This window comes from Nonomuraea sp. NPDC050783 (genome assembly GCF_040802095.1).
GTDB lineage: Bacteria > Actinomycetota > Actinomycetes > Streptosporangiales > Streptosporangiaceae > Nonomuraea.
On record NZ_JBFAHK010000015.1, the window covers coordinates 1 to 19,559 of the forward strand.

General features: G+C 75.6%; 14 protein-coding genes. 7 read left to right on the plus strand and 7 right to left on the minus strand.

The window, feature by feature from the left end:
• The first annotated feature begins 244 nt into the window (after window positions 1-244).
• Window positions 245-2,023 carry a 3-oxosteroid 1-dehydrogenase gene (gene kstD, locus AB0H75_RS32860; RefSeq protein WP_367803163.1) on the plus strand — a complete coding sequence of 593 codons (1,779 nt, stop codon included), beginning with the start codon at window positions 245-247 and terminating at the stop codon, window positions 2,021-2,023.
• An 85-nt stretch (window positions 2,024-2,108) separates the two neighbouring features.
• Window positions 2,109-3,776 (plus strand): hypothetical protein, encoded by a 1,668-nt coding sequence (locus AB0H75_RS32865; protein ID WP_367803165.1) that lies wholly within the window; start codon window positions 2,109-2,111, stop codon window positions 3,774-3,776.
• Between the two features lie 30 nt (window positions 3,777-3,806).
• Here the strand turns inward: AB0H75_RS32865 and AB0H75_RS32870 are convergent, their stop codons facing one another.
• The 4 genes from AB0H75_RS32870 to AB0H75_RS32885 form a co-directional block, all read right to left on the minus strand.
• Entirely contained in the window at window positions 3,807-4,271 is a 465-nt protein-coding gene (locus AB0H75_RS32870) for a hypothetical protein (RefSeq protein WP_367803167.1), read from the minus strand.
• A 69-nt stretch (window positions 4,272-4,340) separates the two neighbouring features.
• On the minus strand, window positions 4,341-5,840 hold the full coding sequence (locus AB0H75_RS32875) for an MFS transporter (protein ID WP_367803169.1): 1,500 nt from the start codon (window positions 5,838-5,840) through the stop codon (window positions 4,341-4,343).
• Window positions 5,837-6,421: a TetR/AcrR family transcriptional regulator gene (locus AB0H75_RS32880; protein WP_367803548.1), complete on the minus strand. Its 585-nt coding sequence runs from the start codon at window positions 6,419-6,421 to the stop codon at window positions 5,837-5,839. Before AB0H75_RS32880 ends, AB0H75_RS32875 begins: the two co-directional genes overlap by 4 nt.
• A 32-nt stretch (window positions 6,422-6,453) precedes the next feature.
• Entirely contained in the window at window positions 6,454-6,873 is a 420-nt protein-coding gene (locus AB0H75_RS32885; protein ID WP_367803171.1) for a nuclear transport factor 2 family protein, read from the minus strand.
• A gap of 50 nt (window positions 6,874-6,923) precedes the next feature.
• Here AB0H75_RS32885 and AB0H75_RS32890 point away from each other — a divergent pair, with 50 nt between their 5' ends.
• From AB0H75_RS32890 to AB0H75_RS32900, 3 genes are all read left to right on the plus strand, one after another.
• The gene (locus tag AB0H75_RS32890; RefSeq protein WP_367803173.1) at window positions 6,924-7,406 is read left to right on the plus strand and encodes a MarR family winged helix-turn-helix transcriptional regulator; all 483 of its coding nucleotides are present in this window, start codon (window positions 6,924-6,926) and stop codon (window positions 7,404-7,406) included.
• Window positions 7,407-7,525: 119 nt separating this feature from the next.
• On the plus strand, window positions 7,526-8,860 hold the full coding sequence (locus tag AB0H75_RS32895) for a hypothetical protein (RefSeq protein ID WP_367803175.1): 1,335 nt from the start codon (window positions 7,526-7,528) through the stop codon (window positions 8,858-8,860).
• Window positions 8,861-8,941: 81 nt separating this feature from the next.
• The gene (locus AB0H75_RS32900) at window positions 8,942-9,988 is read left to right on the plus strand and encodes an aldo/keto reductase (protein ID WP_367803177.1); all 1,047 of its coding nucleotides are present in this window, start codon (window positions 8,942-8,944) and stop codon (window positions 9,986-9,988) included.
• Between the two features lie 9 nt (window positions 9,989-9,997).
• Here AB0H75_RS32900 and AB0H75_RS32905 read toward each other — a convergent pair whose 3' ends face one another.
• Together AB0H75_RS32905 and AB0H75_RS32910 are read right to left on the minus strand one after the other, a co-directional pair.
• Complete coding sequence (locus AB0H75_RS32905; protein ID WP_367803179.1) at window positions 9,998-10,396, minus strand: spore-associated protein A; 399 nt, start codon at window positions 10,394-10,396, stop codon at window positions 9,998-10,000.
• A 55-nt stretch (window positions 10,397-10,451) separates the two neighbouring features.
• Window positions 10,452-14,261, minus strand: coding sequence for a helix-turn-helix domain-containing protein (locus tag AB0H75_RS32910; RefSeq protein WP_367803181.1), 3,810 nt, complete (start codon window positions 14,259-14,261; stop codon window positions 10,452-10,454).
• Between the two features lie 205 nt (window positions 14,262-14,466).
• On the opposite strand from AB0H75_RS32910, the gene AB0H75_RS32915 reads away from it, so the two are divergent.
• Together AB0H75_RS32915 and AB0H75_RS32920 are read left to right on the plus strand one after the other, a co-directional pair.
• A complete protein-coding gene (locus AB0H75_RS32915) occupies window positions 14,467-14,868 on the plus strand; it encodes a hypothetical protein (protein WP_367803183.1) in 402 nt (133 codons plus the stop codon).
• A complete protein-coding gene (locus AB0H75_RS32920) occupies window positions 14,865-17,462 on the plus strand; it encodes an AAA family ATPase (RefSeq protein ID WP_367803185.1) in 2,598 nt (865 codons plus the stop codon). The genes AB0H75_RS32915 and AB0H75_RS32920 overlap by 4 nt, the downstream gene beginning before the upstream one ends.
• 26 nt (window positions 17,463-17,488) lie before the next feature.
• Here the strand turns inward: AB0H75_RS32920 and AB0H75_RS32925 are convergent, their stop codons facing one another.
• The gene (locus AB0H75_RS32925) at window positions 17,489-19,480 is read right to left on the minus strand and encodes a PQQ-binding-like beta-propeller repeat protein (protein ID WP_367803187.1); all 1,992 of its coding nucleotides are present in this window, start codon (window positions 19,478-19,480) and stop codon (window positions 17,489-17,491) included.
• Between the last annotated feature and the right edge of the window lie 79 nt (window positions 19,481-19,559).

Below are 19,559 nucleotides of genomic sequence, written 5' to 3' on the forward strand. Positions count from 1 at the left end.
CCCTGCAACCTGCAACTGCTCTACCAGGGCCGCAGCCCCAGCTCCGGCGGCGACTACGGCCTGCTGCCCTACCGCCCCGGCCTGCTGACCCTCCAACGCTGACACCCCAGCGGCTGACATCTCGACGCTGACGGCACGATCACCCGGGCCCGGCTCTTCCGAGCCGGGCCCGGGTCATTGACAGGGTTACCAACCAAGCGCATGCTCGGGTTCCGTGTGAGGCCCCCGCCGAAGGGACACGTCCATGGAACCGCCCGCCGCTCACGCCCCCACGCCCGCCGGGCCCAGCCGCCGCTCCCTGCTCGTCGCCGGCGGCATCGCGGCGACCGGCGCCGCCCTCGGCCCCGCCGTCCCCGCCGGGGCCGCTTCCGCGCGCTCCGCCCGGGCGCGGGCCGCGGACGACGAGTACGACGTGGTGGTCGTCGGCGCCGGAGCGGCCGGGATGACCGCCGCGCTCACCGCGGCCCGGCGCGGCCTGCGTACGGTCGTCCTGGAGAAGGCCGCCACCTACGGCGGGTCGGCGGCGCGATCGGGCGCGGGCATCTGGATCCCGTGCAACGAGGTGATCCTCGCCGCGGGCGTGCCGGACACGCCCGCCAAGGCCGCCGCCTACCTCGCCCGCGTCGTGGGCGACACGGTGCCGCTCGCCCGGCAGCAGGCGTTCCTCGCCGCCGGGCCGCCGATGATCTCGTTCGTGATGCGCAACAGCCCGCTGCGCTTCCGGTTCATGCAGGGGTACGCCGACTACTATCCCGAGCTGCCCGGCGGCATGCCGGACGGCCGCTCCATCGAGCCCGCCCAGCTCGACGGCAACCTCCTCGGCCCCGAGCTGGCCCGGCTCAACCCCCCGTACATCCCGTCGCCCGCCGGCATGGTCGTCCACAGCGCCGACTACAAGTGGCTGACGCTCAGCGCGGTCAGCGTCAAGGGCGCGCAGGTCGCCGCCGCCTGCCTGCTGCGCGGGACGGAGGCGGCGCTGCGCGGCGAGCGCCCGCTCACCATGGGACAGGCCCTGGCCGGCGGGCTGCGTGCCGGGCTGCTCGCGGCCGGGGTGCCGGTGCGGCTGAACACGCCGCTGCTCGACCTGCACGTCGAGGCGGGCCGGGTGGCCGGCGTGGTCACCCCGTCCGGGCTGGTCAGGGCCGGGCGTGGGGTGATCGTGGGCTCGGGCGGGTTCGAGCACAGCGCGGCGATGCGCGCCGAGTACCAGCGCCAGCCCGTCGGGACGGACTGGACGCTCGGCGCCGCGTCCAACACGGGCGACGGCATCGGGGCGGGCGAGCGGGCCGGGGCCGCGCTGGAGCTGATGGACGACGCCTGGTGGGGGCCGGCCGTCCCGCTGCCCGGCGAGGCGTACTTCTGCCTGGCCGAGCGCACCCTGCCGGGCTGCGTCATGGTCAACGGCGGCGGCGCGCGCTTCGTCAACGAGGGGGCGCCGTACAGCGACGTGGTGCACGTCATGTACGACCGCCACTCCCCGTCCACGCCGCACATCCCCGCCTGGCTGATCGTGGACCAGCAGTACCGCAACCGCTACCTGTTCAAGGACGTCGCCCCGCTGCTGCCGCTGCCGGCCTCCTGGTACGACAGCGGCGCCGTGCACAAGGCGGCCACCGTCGAGCAGCTCGCCCAGCGGATCGGGGTGCCGCCCGCCGCCCTGCGCGCCACGGTCACCCGCTTCAACACCTTCGCCGCGACCGGCAGGGACGAGGACTTCCACCGCGGCGACAGCGCCTACGACCGTTACTACGCCGACCCCGCCGTGCGGCCCAACCCCTGCCTGGCCCCGCTGTGGCTGCCCCCGTTCTACGCCTTCAAGATCGTCCCCAGCGACCTGGGCACCAAGGGCGGGATGCGCACCGACGCCCGCGCCCGCGTGCTGCGGGCCGACGGCTCGGTCATCCCCGGCCTGTACGCGGCCGGCAACGCCAGCGCGGCCGTCATGGGCCACAGCTACGCCGGCTCGGGCTCCACCATCGGCCCGGCCATGACCTTCGGTTACGTGGCCGCCAGCGACCTCTGACCCCGGGGCGCTTCCCCCGGCGGGGGCCCCGGCATATGCTGGCGCGGATCTGCCGACGAGCGGCGCCGAAGCTCCCAGGGGGGCCATGATGGCACGGCGATCCGGAGCACCGCGCTGGCCGGCGGGCGTCGCGGCGGTGGCGCTCGCCGCGTGGGGGCAGGCCGCCGCGCCCGCCGCCGCTGGCCCGTCCGGGGTGAGGGACTTCGTCGTGTACGCGTTCAGCCAGTCGGACGTGGACGAGGAGGACCCGCAGGTCTACCGGCTCCGCCCGGACACCACCGTCCGCGCGATCGGGAAGTGGTCCACGGCCGGGGACGAGGCGGCCGACTACGACTTCACGCAGATCGGCCGCTACCACGCCCGGGGCGTCACCTTCATGGGCAGCGGCACCGCGAGCGTGATCTTCCCGAAGGACTTCCCCTCCGCCGAGGTCTTCGACGACATGTCGACGCGCGACGCGAACGGCGACCCGGTGCCCCACGACGAGCTGGGCTTCCCCGAGCCGGCGCGGCGGGGCAACCTCTTCAACCCCCGCTACCGGGCGTACCTGCTCTCGTGGGCGCGCGTCCAGGTGGACGGCGGGGTGGACGGGATCAACCTCGACGAGGTCAACGCCGGGTTCAGCGGCGGGTCGAAGTACGGCTTCAACGGCAACGAGGGCTTCGACGACTACACGATCGCCGACTTCAACCGCTACCTCCTGGCGAAGTACCCGGGCTTCACCGCCGCCGACTGGAAGGCGCGCTTCGGCATGACCGACGGCAACGTCCCGCGCCGCGACGTCCCGGCCGGCGACCTGTCGGCCAACTTCAACTACCGCGACTACCTGCGGGCCGGCGGCTGGAACCTGGACCCCCTGAACGCGGCCAACCCGCTCGCGCCCGAGTGGGGCCGGGTGGTCGCCAACCGCATGTACGCCGAGGACACCTCGTTCACCGCCACGTACCTGCGCCGGTACTGGAAGGAGCTGGTCGACGCGATCCGCGCCCACGCCTGGCGCACCCGGCACCGCGGCGTCCTCGTCTCCTCCAACGGGCTGTGGCCCTACGTGGACTTCAACAGCGTCGGCATGTACCCGTGGAACCCGGACGAGCGTACTCCCGACTTCCGCGGCGCCGACTACGTGCCGGTGGCCGGCGGCCACCTCAACGGCGCCAAGTCGCTCCAGTCGCAGTACCGCTACCTGAAGGAGCAGAGCGCCCGGATCGCCGGCCCCGTGCCGGTCGTCGTGTTCATCGACTGGCCGAGCGACATGATGACCGCCTACCTCGGCCTGCCGCCGCGCGAGAGGGAGGACTACTGGCGGATCTTCGGCGCGGAGGCGTACGCGAACGGCATCTTCCCCGCCTTCCACCTGAAGGACACCGTCGGCGACCCCACCGCGACGGACCTCGGGATGATGGACTTCTTCACCACCTACACCCGCTTCTACAAGGACCACCGCGCGCTCTTCCAGGACAACACGATCGGCGCCCAGGAGGTGCGGGTCGGGGTGGCCGGCGTCGCGGCGAGCCTGCTCGTGCGGCGCGGCACCGGCAGGCGCTCGATCCACCTGGTCAACCACACCTACGACCGGGGCATCATGCCCCGCTCGGGGTTCACGGTGGAGGCCGACGTGGGCTCCTGCCCGCGCCGCGTCACCGCGATCTCGCCCGACTTCCCGCAGACGAAGTCACCGGCGTTCTCCTGCCGGCACGGCACGCTGAGGCTGACCGTCGACCGCCTCGACTACTCCACCGTCATCGAGCTGTGACCGGACCCCGGCCTGGGCCGGGGCTCGCGGTCAGGTGCGCTCGTCCAGTTGCTCGGTCAGCCGCTCCAGGCCGTTCCTGATGAGCCGGCCGTACTCGTCGTCGCCGAGCGCGTCGATCCCGGCCCGCGCCCGCTGGAGGTGCTCGCGGGCGCGGGCGAGGTCGCCCAGCTTGCGGTAGCAGTCGCTGACGTTGAGGTGCAGCGACGGGTACAGGCCGGCCACGGAGAGCGCCACCCCCGCCTGGGCCGCCCGCTCGTCGGTGACCAGGTCGGCGGCGGCGAGCGCGCGCAGGTCCCACGCCAGCTCCTCGTGCGCGTCGTCCTGCACGTCGGCCATCGCGTGGGCCAGGACGCAGATGTGCAGCGGGTCGCCCTGCTCGCCGCCGATGTCGTGCCAGACCTGCGCGAACAGGTCGCGCGCGGCCTCACGCTGACCTCGGTGGTGGTGCAACTCCACTCCCTGGCCGATCCGCAGAAGCGTCGGGTCGGTGATCACGGGCGGCTCCTTCGTCGGGACGGCGGCCGCGGCCAGCGTACTCGCCTCGCCCGTGGCGCGGCGGAACGATCAGGCCCGGCGCGGCACCGGGTCGGCGGCGGCGCGCGGGGGCAGCCTGGCGGCGGCCGGCACGCCGAGCGCGGCGACGCCCGCGAGCAGCAGCAGCGTGGGCCCCATCGCGCCGCCGAAGGCCGCGGCCGTCCACGGCGAGCCCCCGCCGACGGCCTGCCCGGCCGGGCCGGGCGCGGCGAGCGTGATCGACGTGGTGGCCAGGGCGATGCCCAGCGCCGGGCCGATGTTCAGGACGGTCTGCTTCAGCCCGCCGGACACCCCCACGTCGCCGGCGGGCGCCTGCCGCACCACGACCGCCGTCGCCGTGACCATCACCGTGCCGAAGCCGGCGCCCAGCAGGAGGAACGCCCCCACCATCGCCGGCGAGGCCGCCGACCTGTCGGCGCCGGCCAGCAGCAGCATGCCCGAGCCGATCAGGGCCGTGGCCGCCAGGGCCGTCCGGCGGGCACCCTGCCGGCGCAGGAGCACGGCGGCGACCGGCGCGCCGGCCACCATCATCACCGCCAGCGGCAGCACGCGCAGCCCGCTCTGCAGCGGGTCCAGCGCCAGCACCTCCTGGAGGAAGTAGCTGCCGACGAACAGCGCCCCGAACATCGCCGCCGAGGCCGCCAGCAGGACGGCCAGCGCCGCGGTCAGCGGCCCCACCGCGAGCACCTGCCGGGGTACCAGCGGATGGGCCGCGGTCCGCTGGTGCCGCGCGAACGCGCCGCCCGCCGCCACGGCCGCGGCCAGCCCGAGCGCGGTGGCGGCGGTCCATCCCGTACGCGGCAGCTCCACCAGGGTGTGGACGAGACCCGCCAGCGCCACGGCCAGCAGGCAGGCCCCGCCCAGCCCGAGCCGGCCGGGACCGGTGCGGGGGTCGGCTCCAGGGCCGCTTCCGGGGCCGGTTCCAGGGCCGCTTCCGGGGCCGGTTCCGGGGCCGGGGGCGGTCTCGCGGGGCGCCGGGGTGCGGGCGGCCAGCACGGCCACGCCGATCGCGAGCGCCGGGGCCACGTTCAGGAGGAACACCGAGCGCCAGCCGAAGTGGGCGGTCAGCGCGCCGCCGACCAGCGGGCCCGCGGCGGCCGCCAGGCCGATGGCGCTGCTGCGCGCCGCGACGGCCATCGGGAGCCGGTCGGCCGGGAACGCGGCGCGCAGCATCCCGAGCGTGGCCGGTTGCAGCAGCGCGCCGAAGACCCCCTGGGCGACGCGCAGGCCGATGACCCAGCCGATGCCGGGCGCCAGCGCGATCGCCGCCGAGGTGGCGGCGAAGCCCAGCGTGCCGGCGGCGAAGACCCGCCGGTGCCCGTAGCGGTCGCCGAGCCGGCCGGCGAGGACGAGCAGGGCCGCCACGGCGATGAGGTAGCCGGTGCTGGTCCACTGGACCTGCGCGAACGAGGCACGCAGGTCCCGTTGCAGGGCGGGCTGGGCGATGGTGAGCACGGTCCCGTCGAGGGCGACGACGACCGCTCCGGTGACGCTGGCGGCCAGCGTGAGGCGGCGGGGTCCCGGCCTCATCGCGGCACCGGCCCGAGGTGCGCCTCCAGCGTGGCGTGCAGCAGCGGTTCGAGCTCGGCGGAGCCGGTGGTCACCTGCAGGCTGCCCCAGCTCCACAGCTGGGCGAGGCCGTGCGCGTTCGCCCACAGCGCGCCCGCGGCGACCCGCGGGTCCACGCCCGGCCGCAGCCCCGCCCGCGCCAGCAGCTCCGTCAGGGCGCGGAACAGCGGCAGGCTGGCCTCCCGCAGGCCCAGGTGGTTGCTCTCCAGCAGGTCGTGGCGGAACATCAGCTCGTACATGCCGCGGTTGGCCAGCGCGAAGCTCAGGTAGGCCCGGCCCAGCTCGGCGAGCTGCGTACGCGGGTCCGCCCGGCCGTCGCCCAGCACCCGGGCCATCTCGGCGCCCAGGGCCTTGAAGCCCTCGCGGGCGATGGCGGACAGCAGCTCCAGGTGGGTGGGGAAGTAGCGGCGCGGCGCGCCGTGCGAGACGCCCGCCCGCCGGGCGATCTCGCGCAGCGACAGCGCCTGCGTCCCCTCGCGGGCGACCAGCTCCACGCCGGCCTCGATCAGGCGGGCCCGCAGCCCGGCGTCCTCCTCGTGCATAGACACTGTCTACCAGAGTACGTAGACACTGTCTACGCCCTGACGGGCGAGGTGAGGCGTTCGTAGCAGTCGTAGTTGCGCTGCTCGACGATCCTGCCGTCGCGGTAGCGCAGGAACGTGCCGATGTGGGCGCGCAGGGTGTGACCGGCCGGCAGGTCGCCCAGCGGGACGGCCAGGGTGCCGGTCCAGAGCACCTCCAGGGCGACCTGGTCGCCGGCCGCGACCGCGTTGAGCACCTCGAAGCGCTGGTCGCGAATGGTCGTGCGGCCCCGCTCCCCCGCGGCGCGCAGGCCGTCGAGGTCGCGGACGACGCCGTCGGGGAACAGCGCGTTGGGGAGCTCCTGGTGCACGACGCCGGGGTGGAGGAACCGGTCGGCGCTCTCGCCTCTGGCCACCGCCTCGTGGTAGCGGACGGCCAGATCCACGTTGGGGTGCTGTTGAAGGTTCGCCATGTCCACAACCGTAGTTGTACAACCTTGGTTGTCAAGTGCAGAATGAAGGCATGCGACCTGTCCTGACCGGTGACCTGGACACCGGGACGCTCGCCCTGTTCGTGGGCTTCGCGGCCGCCGAGATCGTGCAGCGGAGCCTGGCCGACCAGGGTCACGCGGGGCTGCGCTTCTCGCACGGATACCTCTTCCAGCACCTCGTCGGCGGCGACGGGCCCACGGTGGGCGAGCTGGCCCCCAAGCTGGGCGTCAGCCAGCAGGCCGCGTCCAAGACCGTCGCCGAGCTCGAACACCTCGGCTACGTGGAGCGCCTGGCCGACCCGGGTGACGCCCGGATCCGGCGCGTGCACCTGACGCGGCGCGGCCAGGAGGCGGTGGCGGCGGCGCGGCGGGCGCGCCGGGAGCTGGAGGCGCGGCTGGCCGGGCGCGCCGGGGAGCGACGGCTGGAGGAGTGCCGGGCGCTGCTCGCGGAGCTGCTGGACGAGCTGGGCGGCACCCCTGCCGTACGGCACCGCGAGGTCAGGCCGCCCCGATGACCCCGCCGGGGCCCTGGAGCCGCGCCGCCCGCTGGTGTCTCATGGGGAGGGGCACGCCCTCACCGGCTCCCGCCGGGGGACCCCTCCTCCGGCGTGCCCGCGAAGGAAGGTGACGACCGATGCGCACCCTCTCCTCGGTCGTTCTCGCCGCCGTGCTGTGCGCGTCATCGGCCATGCCCGCCGCGGGAACGACCACCGACGTCCCTGACGACCGGCCCCTGCCGGGCTACACCGTCGACAACCCGCCCCTCGCCCCGGCCACCGTGGGCGGCAGGCCGAGCCGGGTGGTGCAGGGCGTCCACGAGCACGCGGCGTTCGACATCGAGGTGCCGCCACGCTGGAACGGCGAGCTGGTGATGTGGGCCCACGGCTACCGCGGCGACACGACGGTGCTCACCGTGGAGCCGCCCGGCTACGGCCTGCGGCAGCGCCTGCTGGACCAGGGGTACGCCTGGGCCGCCTCCTCCTACTACGCCAACGCCTACGACGTGCGGGCCGGCGTGCTCAGCACCCGCGCCCTCGTCACCCGCTTCGCGCGGGAGGTGGCGCGGCCGCGCCGGACGTTCCTCGCCGGCGTGTCGATGGGCGGTCACGTCACGGCCCGCTCCATCGAGCAGTACCCCGGCGTGTACGACGCCGCGCTGCCGATGTGCGGGGTGGTCGGCGACCACGAGCTGTTCGACTACTTCCTCGACCACCAGCTCGTCGCGCAGGACCTGGCCGACGTGCCCGCCTACCCGATCCCCGCCGACTACGCGACCTCGGCCGTCCCGAAGATCAAGGAACGGCTCGGCCTGACGGGCGGCGCGGAGCCGGGCAACCAGCTCGGCAGGCAGTTCCGCGACATCATGGTCAACCGCGGCGGCGGGCAGCGGCCGGGAGCGGCGGCGGCGTTCGCGTACTGGCAGGACTTCCTGTTCGGGCTGGCGGACCCCGACGAGGGCGGCACGCTCGCGCAGGAGCCCGGCCGCGTGGCGACCAACCGCGGCACCGTCTACCGGCCCGCGACGCCGGTGAACGTCGACGCGAGCGTGCGGCGGGTCGATCCCGCCGATCCGGCGGCGCGCCGCACGGCGCGGCTGACGCAGGTGCCGGCCGTCTCCGGCAGGATCGACGTGCCCGTGTTGTCGCTGCACGACCTGGGCGACGGCTTCGTGCCGTTCTCGATGGAGCAGTACTACCGCGCCGACGTGGCCCGGCACGGCCGCTCCGGGCTGCTGGTGCAGCGCGCGATCCGGGCGGCGGGGCACTGCGAGTTCAGCGACGCGGAGGCCGGGGCGGCGTGGGACGACCTCGTCCGCTGGGAACGCACCGGCAGGCGCCCGCCGGGCGACGACGTGAGCGACCCGCTCGCGCTGGCCGCCCCGGACTACGGGTGCCGCTTCACCGACCCGTCGGCCCGCTCCACCGGCACCCGGCCGCTGTACCCGCCCTGCCCCGCCCGGGACCGGTAGGCCGGCCGCGGGAACGGCCACGGGAACGGCCACGGGAACGGCCGCGGGTGGCGCGATGACGGCGCCCGCGATAATGGCGCCATGGAATATCGCGAGCTGGGACGGTCGGGCCTGCGGGTGTCGGTGCTGACCATGGGCACCATGAGCTTCGGCGGCACGGGCAAGTTCGCCTACGTCGGGTCCACCGGCGTGGAGGAGGCGCGCCGGCAGATCGACATGTGCATGGACGCCGGGGTCAACCTCATCGACACCGCCGACGTCTACTCCGCCGGCCTGTCGGAGGAGATCGTCGGCAAGGCGATCGAGGGGCGCCGCGACGAGCTGCTGCTGGCCACCAAGGTCCGCATGCCGATGGGCGACGGCCCCAACGACGCCGGGCTGTCCCGGCACCACGTCATCACCGGCGCCGAGGCGAGCCTGCGCCGGCTCGGCACCGACCACATCGACCTCTACCAGGTGCACGAGTGGGACGGCCGCACCCCGCTGGAGGAGACCCTGGCCGCGCTGGACCACCTGGTGACCTCCGGCAAGGTCCGCTACGTCGGCGTGTCCAACTACGCCGGCTGGCAGCTCATGAAGGCGCTGGGCATCGCCGACCGGCTCGGCCTGCCGCGCTTCGTCAGCCAGCAGATCTACTACTCGCTGCAGGCCCGCGACGCCGAGTACGAGCTGATCCCGGCCGCCGTCGACCAGGGCCTCGGCGTGCTGGTGTGGAGCCCCCTGGCGGGCGGGCTGCTGTCCGGCCGCTACCGGCGGGGCGTGCGGCCGTCCGAGGGCCGCCAGCTCACCGAGTGGAACGAGCCGCCGGTCCGCGACGAGGAGCAGCTCTACGACACGGTGGAGGTGCTGCTCGACATCGCGGAGGGGCACGGCGTCTCGGCGGCGCGGGTGGCGCTCGCGTACCTGCTGGGCAGGCCGGCGGTCACCTCGCTGGTGATCGGCGCCCGGACGAGCGAGCAGCTCGCCGACAACCTGGCCGCGGCCGACCTCAAGCTGTCGGACGACGAGCGCGCCCGGCTGGACGAGGTCAGCCGGCAGCCGCTGCTCTACCCGTACTGGCACCAGGCGGCGACCGCCTCCGACCGCCTCTCCCCGGCCGACCTCACCCTGCTCGGCCCGCACCTGTAGCAGGGGCTGTCAGCCGCAGTGCTCCCAGCCGCTGACGTAGGAGGCGTCGGCGTACCCGCCGCCCCACTGGATGCACCGCCCCTGCGCGTCCACCTTCACCGGTCCGGCGTAGTACTGGTAGTTCTTGCCGTCCACGCGGAAGTACATGCTGCTGTGGCGCAGCCGCGCCTCCACGTACTTGGTGTTGCCCCTGGCACCCGTCTTCCAGGTGACCACGCAGTTGGTCGTGCCGTTGTAGAGCAGGTACGCCACGGCGCTGGAGCCGAAGGCGTGGCTGTCGATGACGTGGTAGCTGCCGCCGCCGCACGCCTCGACCGGGGAGGACGCCGCCGCCGCGGGGCCGCTGGTGGCGATCGTGCCGGCCAGCGCCACGGCCAGGCCGAGCGCGGTGACGCCGAGCTGCTTCATTTTCTTCATACTCACAGAGACGTCGAAGATCACCATCAGGTTGGTGTGAGAAAGATCATGAACAGGGCGGCCGGTACGCCGGCCCCGGCAGGTAGCGGCGCCACTCCGCCCGGGTGATCGCGGGGAACGCCAGCGCGCAGACGTCCCGGGCGGCCCGCCCCGGGTCGGTGCCCCACAGGCGGACCGCCGCGTCCTCGCCGCCCGTGGCCAGGACCGTCCCGCCGGGCGCGAAGGCCACCGCGTTGACCGTGCCGGCGTGGCCGGTGAGCGTGGCCGAGACGCTAGGGCGGGCCGGGTCGGCCACGTCCCACAGCCGGGCCGTGCCGTCGTCGCTCCCGGTCGCCAGCACGCGCCCGCCGGCCTGGAACGCGACCCCGGTCACGCTGTCGGTGTGCGCGCCGAGCGTCGCCTCCGGCGCCGGGCGGGACGGGTCGTCCACCCGCCACAGCCGGGCGGTGCGGTCGGCGCCGCCGGAGGCGAGGACGCGCCCGTCGCCGCGGAACCCCAGCGCGAGCACGCCCTTGTCGTGCGCCCGCACGGTGGCGAGCGGGCGCGGGCGGGCCGGGTCGGCCACGTCCCACAGCCGCACCGTGCGGTCGCCGCCGCCCGAGGCGAGCACCCGGCCGCGCGGGGCGAACGCCAGCGCGTTCACGGCGTCGCGGTGCCCGGTGGCGCGGGCGAGCAGGCGGGGGCGGGCCGGGTCGGCGATGTCCCACAGGCCGACGTCGAACTTCTCGCCCGCGACGGCGAGGGTGCGCCCGTCGGGGGCGAGCGCCACGGCCAGCACGTTACCGGTCCCGGCGTCCCACCGTTTCAGCAGCCGTGGCCGGGCGGGATCGGGCACGCTCCACAGGGCCACGGTGAAGTCGAGGCTCCCGGTGGCCATGAGCCGCCCGTCCGGGGAGAAGGCGATCGCCGTGACGACGTTCGGCTGGGCGGTCAGGACGGCCAGCGGGCGGGCGCCTGCCGGGCCGGAGACCTCCCACAGCCTGGTCCTCCGGTAGCTGCCGGTGGCCAGGACGCGGCCGTCGGGGCGGTAGGCGAGCGCCGCCACGTCGCCGTTCTGGCCGGCCAGGATCGGCCTGCGCAGGTCCCACAGCCGGACGGTGTCGTCCCCGCCGCCGGTGGCGAGCGACCTCCCGTCGGGGTGGAAGGCCACCGAGTAGACGGTGCCGGAGTGCCCGGCCAGCACGGCGGGGTCGCGGTCGCCGGCGTCCCCGGGGTCGGAGATGTCCCACAGCCGGACGGTGCGGTCGTAGCCGCCGGTGGCCAGCGTGCGCCCGTCGGGGGCGAACGCGATCGCGACGACGCCGTTCCCGTGCCCGGTCAGCGTGGCGAGGTGGCGCACGTGCCGCGGGTCGCGGAAGTCCCACAGGCGCACGGTGTTGTCGAACGCCCCGGTCGCCAGCAGCCGCCCGTCGCGGCTGATCGCGGCGGCCAGCACGTTGCCGGTGTGGCCGGTCAGGTCGGGCAGGCGGTGCGGATGGCGCGGGTCGGCGACGTCCCAGACGGACACCCGCTCGGCGAAGGCGGTGGTCACCAGGGTCCGGCTGTCCGGGCCGAAGGCCACTGCCGACAGGGGCGCGGGGCCGGCCTCCAGCGTGGCCAGCGGGCGAGGGCCGCGCGGGTCCGCGACGTCCCACAGCCGGGCCGTGCGGTCGTAGCCGGCCGTCGCCACGGTCCGGCCGTCGGGGGCGAAGGCCACGCCGATGATGCCCTCCGTGTGCCCGGCCAGGGTCACCGGCCGTACCGGCCCGCCGGGCGCGGTCAGGTCCCACAGCCGCGCGATCCCGTCGTTGCCGCCGGTGACGAGGGCACGGCCGTCGGGACTGAACGCCGCCGCCGCGAGGCCGGACGGATCGCCGGTCACCGTGGCCGACGCGGCCGGGCGGAGCCGGTCGGTGACGTCCCACAACCGCAGCGTCCCGTCCAGGCTCACGCTGGCCAGGCGCCGCCCGTCGGGGCTGAACTCCGCGGCGTAGACGGCGTCGGTGTGCGCGCCGAGCACCGTGGCGTACGGGGCGGCGAGCGCGCTGAGCAGGGCGCCCCGGGACTCGGGGGTCGGCGTGACCTGGTGGGCGGCCAGGGCGAGCTGCGCGGCCAGCGCCGGGTTGCCGGCCCGCAGCGCCACGGCGTCGTCGGCCACCTTGCCCGACAGCACCGCGTCGCGCTGCCGGGCGGCCAGCGACTGCTGGCGCACCGCGACCACGACGGCGGTGCCGGCGAGCACCAGCAGCACGGCCAGGACGGCGGCCAGCAGGCGCAGGCGGCGGGTCGCGCGGCGCTCGGCGTCCGCCCGCGCGCGCTCCAGGGCGAGGGAGGCGTCCAGGAACTCGCGGGCCAGGCGGCCGGGCGCGGCGTGGCCGGCGACCCGTTCGGCCCACTCGCGGGCGACGGCCAGGCGCGTCCCCCGGTAGAGGGCGTCCGGCGTGCGGTCGGCCCTGTCCCAGGTGGTGGCGGCCGCGGCGAGGTCGCGCCCGACGGCCAGGCCGGCCCGATCCTCCTCCAGCCAGGACCTCAGCTCGGGCCAGGCGGACAGCAGCGCCTCGTGGCTGATCCGCACGCTTTCCTCGTCGGCCGTGATCAGGCGCTCGGCGACGAAGCGGCCGAGCACGTCCTCGATCTCGCCGGCCCGCGTGCCGTCGTCCGGGCCCGGGAGCAGCTCGGCGAGCAGCTCGGGGAGCGGGAGGCGGCGGCGGGTGACCGCGGTGTCGGGGGCGAGGTGGGCCAGCGTGAGGAACAGCCGCCGCGCCAGGACCTGCTGCGGCCCGGTCAGCGACCCGTAGACCTGGCCCGCGGTCTCCGCGACGGCGCCGTCGATGCCGCCGGCCTCGCGGTAGGCGGCGATGCTCAGCCTGCGGCCCTGGCTCTTGCGCCAGGTGGACCATAGGGCGTGGGACACCAGTGGCAGGGCGCCTGCCTCGTGCGCCCCGCCGTCGCCGCCGCCGGGCGGCGCGACCTCGCGCAGCACCAGCTCGACCAGGCCCTTCTCCAGCTCGACGCCGGCCTTGAGCGCCGGCTTCTCGATGGCGTCGCGTAACTCCCGCTCGTTCATCGGACCGATGGTGACCTGCCCCTCCCGCAGCGCGGCGAGGAGCGGCGGGTGGCGCATCGCGTGGGCGTAGAAGTCGGCGCGCAGGCCGAGCACCACCGGGCCGGCGGCGGCGGCCGCGCACACCTCCTCGATGAAGCGGCGCCGCTCCGCCGCGTCCTCGCAGAGGGTGAAGACCTCCTCGAACTGGTCCACGATCAGCACGGCCGGGCGGGGATCCGGGCCGGAGGCGCGCGCGGCGAGGGCGTCGAGCGGGCGGGCGCCGGGGGTGAACGTCTCGACCCGGCGGCCCGTGCCGGCGAGCCGGGCCGCCACGCCCGCTTGGAGCAGCGAGGACTTGCCCGACCCCGAGGCGCCGACCACGACCAGGGGGCGGCCGGGCGCGGGCGAGCGGGTCAGCTCGGTGACCAGCCGCTCGGTCACCTTCTCGCGGCCGAAGAACCAACCGGCGTGCTCGCGGTCGAAGCCGTCCAGGCCCCGGTACGGCTCCGGGCCCGCCGGGCGGGGGCCGGGCTGGCGGCGGACCCGCAGCCAGGCGGCCAGCCATTGCTCCAGGGTGGCCTCGTCGGTGACCCCGCACGCGCGCAGCACCTTGACCAGCAGCTCGCGCGAGGAGGTGGCGGGCAGGCCGCGGCCGGAGAGCCAGTCGCCGATGGTGCCGCTCTGCCCGCCGACGGCCGCGGCGAGGGCGCGCACGGAGATGCCGGCGCGCTCGCGCAGGCGGCTGAGCGCCGCGGCGAACTCCTCGCGGGTGGTGACGAGGGCGGGGCCGGGAGGATCGGCGGGGGGACCGCCGGGGGGCCGCTGCTGCATCGAGCGTCTCCTGAACGTCCTCTCGGGGGGCGCCGCCGCCGCTCATGCTAACGGGCCCGTACGGAGTTGTACGGGTAATTCGCCACAGCCTTACCGTACGCCGGGCACGAGGTTGAATTCCGATAGGAAGGCGCCGGGAAAAGCGGACAGATGAGAATTATTCAAATTTTTCGGTAAATACCGATAAAAGGGAAAGGCGGCGGCAATGGACGTCGAGGTGCTGGCCCTCGCCGGAGCGGCGGCGGAGGCCCTTCTCCAGGCGATGGTCTCCGACGGCTGGGCGAGCGCGCGGGCCAGGATCGCCCGGGTCCTGGGCGGCGGCGACCCGGAGCGCGTACCGGCGGAGGAGGCCGAGCTGGAACGTTCCGGCCAGGCCCTGCGCGAGCGCGAGCTCCCCGCGTCCGTCCTGGCGGGCCACTGGCAGGGACGGATCGCCGAGCTGCTGGCCCGGCAGCCGGAACGCGCGGGCGAGATCACGGGCCTGCTGCGCGATCTGCGGGAAAGCGCCACGGGCCCGGCGAGCGTGCGCGTCGGCGGGCACAACAACGGCAATCTCATCGTCGGCGACCACAACATCGCCGGAATTCGCCGGTCGGAGACGCGATGACGCCGCCGGACGCCGTCCGGATGAGTTTCGGTGGCGACAACAACGGCACCGTTCTGGTCGGTGACCACAATGTCGTCCACTACACCGAGAACCGGACGATCGTCACCGAGCGCGAGGGCGGCCCGGTCCCGGTGCGCCTGCGGGAGCACCCCGACCGGCGCTGGCTGCCGGACAGCGCCGCGCCCCTGATCGGCCGGGACCGCGACCTGGCGCGGATCCGCGGCCGGCTCGCCGAGCGCGGCGCCCCCGTGCTGGTGTACGGGCCGCCGGGCATCGGCAAGTCGGCCGTGCTGGCCCGGATCGCCCGCGACGCGGCGGACGCCGGCGAGGACGTCGTGTACCTGTCGGCCGCCGGGCTGGAGACCGAGGACATCGTCCAGGAGCTGTTCGAAGCCTGCTACGACAGCCCCGGCTACCTGCCGCCGCCCGGGCGGCTGCGCCGGCTCATGGGCAAGGTGCGGGCGCTCGTCGTGATCGACGGCTACGAGGGCTCGGCCGAGTCGCTGGAGAAGCTGCTCGACGTGGTCCCCGGCGCCGGCCTGCTGCTGGCCTCGACCCGGCGGCTCCTGGGTGCGGAGGGCCACGTCCTCCCGCTCGGCGGGCTGGCGGAGGCCGACGCCGTGGCCCTGACCACGGCCGAGGCGGTCCCCGACCCGGCCCGCCCCCTGAGCGAGGAGGAGAGCGCCGCCGTCCGGGAGCTGTGCCGGGCCGCGAACGGCCACCCCAGGACGCTCCTGCAGGCGGCCGCCCTGATGCGCGCGTCCGGCGTGCTGCCGGTGGCGGCCGATCCCGGCACCGCCGCCCGCGCCCTGGTGGCGTCCCTGGACGGCGATGGGTCCGCGGCGGCCCGCGCGCTGGCCGCGCTGCCGGGCGTGCCGGTCCCCGCGCCGGTGCTCGGCGCGCTGGCCGGCCTCTCCCCCGACGGGACGGACGCCGCGCTGGCCGGGCTGCGGCGGCTGCGCCTCGCCGAGCCCGCCGGCCCCGGCCACCTCCTGACGGCCGGCGCGCCGGTCCCGCGCGGCAGGAACGAGGCGGCCGGTTACGCCGCCCGGCTCACCTCCTGGGTACGGAACGCCACCCGCGCCGAGGTGGCGGCGGGCGCCGCCGCCGTCGTCGCCGTGCTGCGGGCCGCGGTGCGCGAGGAGGCGCACGACCCCGCGCGGGCCCTGGCCCGGGCCGCGGCGCCGCTGCTCGGCCGCTCCCTGCGCTGGGGCGCCTGGGGCCAGGTGCTCGCCTTCGGCCTGACGGCGGCGGCGAACGCCGGTGCGGCCGACGACGTGGCCTACTTCGAGGAGGAGGAGAAGGTACGCAAGCGCGCCCTCGGCCTGCTGCTGGGGCTGGGCGGGGGCGGGCTCGGGGCCGCGGGGGCGGTCGCGTTCCTGGGCAAGGGCGGATCCGCCTTCAGCGCGCAGGCGCTGGTGATCGCGGCCGCCACCACCGTGGCGGTGACGGCGGCCGCCGTCGCCGGCGTCCGCCTCGCCACCCCCGGCGCTGCCGAGCCGTCGGCGGCGGTCATCACCCCCCTCGCGGCCCGGCCGCGACCCCCGGCCACCACCCGCCCGCCGGCCGGCGGCCTCCCGCCGATCGACACCCGTCCACCGATCGACACCCATCCACCGATCGACACCGCCCGCCGTGACCAGTCCGGCTCCAGGCGGGACGGCCCGGGGCGGGACACCATGCGGGACCGGGGCCGCGACCCCGCCACGCCGCGCCCCGGGACACCGCGGCTGATCCTCTCGGACGGCGCCATCGAGCGCGGCGGCTCGACCGGCGCGCGCGCCACGGGGTTCGAGCCCGGCGAGAGGGTCACGTTCACCTGGGCCGGGCCGGGCGGCGGCGGCGAGCTGGGCGTCCGGACCGCCGACGGCCGGGGCGTCGCGGTGCTGGCCGACGCCGTGCCCGCCGGCGCCGCGGCCGGCCGCTACACGATCACGGCCCGGGGCGGGAGCCCCGACCGGCGGGCCGGCGCCACGCTCACCATCCGGGAGCGTCCCGCGCCCCGGATCAGGTTCGTCCGCGTGCCGTCGTCGGTGCCGGCCGAGGCGGCGTTCGAGGTGGTCGCGGCCGGGTTCGACGCGGGCGAGAGCGTGCGGCTCACGCTCGGGGACGCCTCCCTCGCCAGGGCCGCCGCCGGCGCGGGCGGCCAGGTGACGCTGCGCGGTGACGCGCCCGCCGGCCCGGCCACCTACCGCCTGGCCGTCACGGGCCGGGACGGCGACCGCTCCGCGAGCACCCTGCTGACCGTCACCCCGAAGCCGCCGCCCGACCTGTCCGGCCGCTGGGGCGGGTACCTGACCTTCCGGGACGTGGGCGGCGGCTCCTACGAGGGCACCCGGTACGGGCCCGACTGGGTGGAGCCTCACAGCGGCTGCACCTATCCCTCGGGCGACCCGGAGGTGCACCTGTTCGGGCAGCCGCCGACCTACCAGGGCGAGATCCGCTGGATCTACGGCGTCAACGGCAAGGACTGCGGCTTCGAGTGGGGCGCGGCCACCTTCACGCTCAGCGCGGACGGCGACAGCCTGCGGGTGAGCGCGCAGGACCCGCGTGACCCCGGCCGGACCATGTCCCAGACGCTGCGGCGGAACTGACCCCGGCCGGGGTCGCGGGCACGGCGTCAGCCCTGGGGCGGGGTGACGGTGAGCGGCGGGCAGCTCGGGTCGAGGTCGATCCTGGCCAGGTGCCGGCCGCTCAGGGCCCACGCCTTCCAGGAGCCGGGCTCGAAGTGGAGCTGCGGGTTGGTGTACCACTCGTCGCCGAGGCCGGTGGCGAGCTGGGTGGCGTGGTCGCTCAGCTCGTAGGCGTTGCCCCCGCCGAAGAACGTGCTGACGAACACCCGGCCGCGGTGCGTGGTCAGCTCGCCGTACCCGGACAGGGTGCCCTGGTGCCTGACGGTCCTGGTGGCCAGGTCCAGGGCGATCCAGGCGCCGGAGTTGCGCTTGTACACGCCGTACAGGAGCCCGTCGTGCACCTTGACGTCCTGGAAGGTGCGGTAGCCGGCGACCGGCTCCACCTGCCACAGCACCGTGCGGGAGCGCAGGTCGAAGGCGGCGACCGACGCCGAGGTGTGCACCGGCGGGGTGCCGCCGCCGCCGAGCACGTCGCCGCCGAGGTACACGACGCCCTCGCGGGCGTCCAGCGACAGGCTCATCAGGCTCTGGCCGGGGATGACGCCCTTGTAGACGTCCATGTGGCCGGTGTCGGGGTCCACGATCGACAGGGCGCCCTCCAGCTCGGCGCCCAGGGGGGCGGAGGCGACCAGCAGCTTGTCGCGCACCGGGTCGTACTCCAGGTCCCAGGGGCGCTGCTGGCCGTGCCCGAGGTAGCCGAGGCTGCGGACCTCGTCGGTGCGCAGGTCGATGGAGATGATGTTCCCGCTCGGGTAGACGGCGGCGTAGATCTTGTTGCCGCGGCGCACCAGGTCCTTGGGCTCGCCCGGGACGCGGAAGCGGCGCTGCTCGCCGGTCCGCAGGTCGCGGACGTCCATGAAGAAGTGGCCGCCCACGTAGACGGCGCGGCCGGGCACCAGCAGCATGCTCTGCGGGCGCTCCGCGCCGGCCGGCAGGCCGGCCTCGATGAGGTCGGTGAACCGCGACCGCCCGGTGGCGAGGTCCAGCGACCACATGCCGCCGCTGCCGGAGAAGCCGACGAGCGTGCCGTCGCCGGTCAGCGCGAGCCGCCTGGTCTCGTCGTCCTGGGACGGCGGATCGGCGATCCTGGTGGGCGCGCTGTCGCCGGTGCGGTAGCGGTGGACGGCGCCGTCGGGGCGCGAGGTGCCGTAGACGGTCCCGTCGGGGGCCACGGTGAGCGCGTCCAGGCTGCCGCCGAGCGGCACGTTCCGCGCGTCGGTGCCGTCCTTGCGCACGTCGATGAGGGTCTGGCCGCTCACTGCGAGGATCCGGTCGCCGTGCTCGGCGACCACCCCGATGCCGGTGCCGCCCTGGGCCAGCTCCTTGACGGCGCCGGTCGCCCGGTTGATCGCGACGAGCTTGCCCTTGTCGAGCAGGCCCGCGTAGACGTTGTCGGCGTCGGCGGCGACCGCCCTGACGTAGCGCTCGCCGGCGGCCAGCACGCCGAAGTCGCGCACGGCGCCGGTGGCCGGGACGTACTCCCTGACCCGGCCGTCGGGGTAGGTGCCCGCGTAGATCGTGCCGTCAGGGGCGGCGGCCAGCGACCAGATGTAGCCGCCGTTCTTGCCGAACGAGGCCAGGCGCTCCACCTCGCCGGTGGCCGGGTCGAAGCGGTAGAGGTCGGGCACGGGATAGGTGCCGACGTAGACCTTGCCGCCCGACACGGCCGTGGCCCAGCCGCCCTCCGGCTCCCCGGCGGCCGGGCCGTCGGGCAGGCGCACGCTCCTGACGACCTTGCGGCTGTTCAGGTCGATCTCGGCCAGTACGGGCGGTTTCTGGCCGCGCGTGACGACGTAGGCCTTGTCCTCGTGGACCACGGCGCCCACGATGGCCCCGGTCAGGGACGCCGGTCCGAACGTCTCCACCCGCGGCCCGGCGCACGGGGGCGCCTTGGGCGGGGTGGCCGCCCGGGCCGGGAGCACCGGCAGGAGCAGGCTCGCGACCAGGGCCGCGAGGACTGCGAGGGGTTTCCGCGGCACGGCCGCACCTCCACAAGAGCGTATTGCCCAATTTTGGCCCAGACCGTAATGTGCTGAGCTGAATAAGTCAATGGAGGCG

Coding starts and splice junctions, on each gene's coding strand:
- AB0H75_RS32915 (WP_367803183.1), top strand. CDS start 14,467: ATGGACGTCGAGGTGCTGGCCCTCGCCGGAGCGGCGGCGGAGGCCCTT.
- AB0H75_RS32885 (WP_367803171.1), bottom strand. CDS start 6,873: ATGGCGAACCTTCAACAGCACCCCAACGTGGATCTGGCCGTCCGCTAC.
- kstD (WP_367803163.1), top strand. CDS start 245: ATGGAACCGCCCGCCGCTCACGCCCCCACGCCCGCCGGGCCCAGCCGC.
- AB0H75_RS32865 (WP_367803165.1), top strand. CDS start 2,109: ATGATGGCACGGCGATCCGGAGCACCGCGCTGGCCGGCGGGCGTCGCG.
- AB0H75_RS32905 (WP_367803179.1), bottom strand. CDS start 10,396: ATGAAGCAGCTCGGCGTCACCGCGCTCGGCCTGGCCGTGGCGCTGGCC.
- AB0H75_RS32890 (WP_367803173.1), top strand. CDS start 6,924: ATGCGACCTGTCCTGACCGGTGACCTGGACACCGGGACGCTCGCCCTG.
- AB0H75_RS32900 (WP_367803177.1), top strand. CDS start 8,942: ATGGAATATCGCGAGCTGGGACGGTCGGGCCTGCGGGTGTCGGTGCTG.
- AB0H75_RS32910 (WP_367803181.1), bottom strand. CDS start 14,261: ATGCAGCAGCGGCCCCCCGGCGGTCCCCCCGCCGATCCTCCCGGCCCC.
- AB0H75_RS32895 (WP_367803175.1), top strand. CDS start 7,526: ATGCGCACCCTCTCCTCGGTCGTTCTCGCCGCCGTGCTGTGCGCGTCA.
- AB0H75_RS32880 (WP_367803548.1), bottom strand. CDS start 6,421: ATGCACGAGGAGGACGCCGGGCTGCGGGCCCGCCTGATCGAGGCCGGC.
- AB0H75_RS32920 (WP_367803185.1), top strand. CDS start 14,865: ATGACGCCGCCGGACGCCGTCCGGATGAGTTTCGGTGGCGACAACAAC.
- AB0H75_RS32875 (WP_367803169.1), bottom strand. CDS start 5,840: ATGAGGCCGGGACCCCGCCGCCTCACGCTGGCCGCCAGCGTCACCGGA.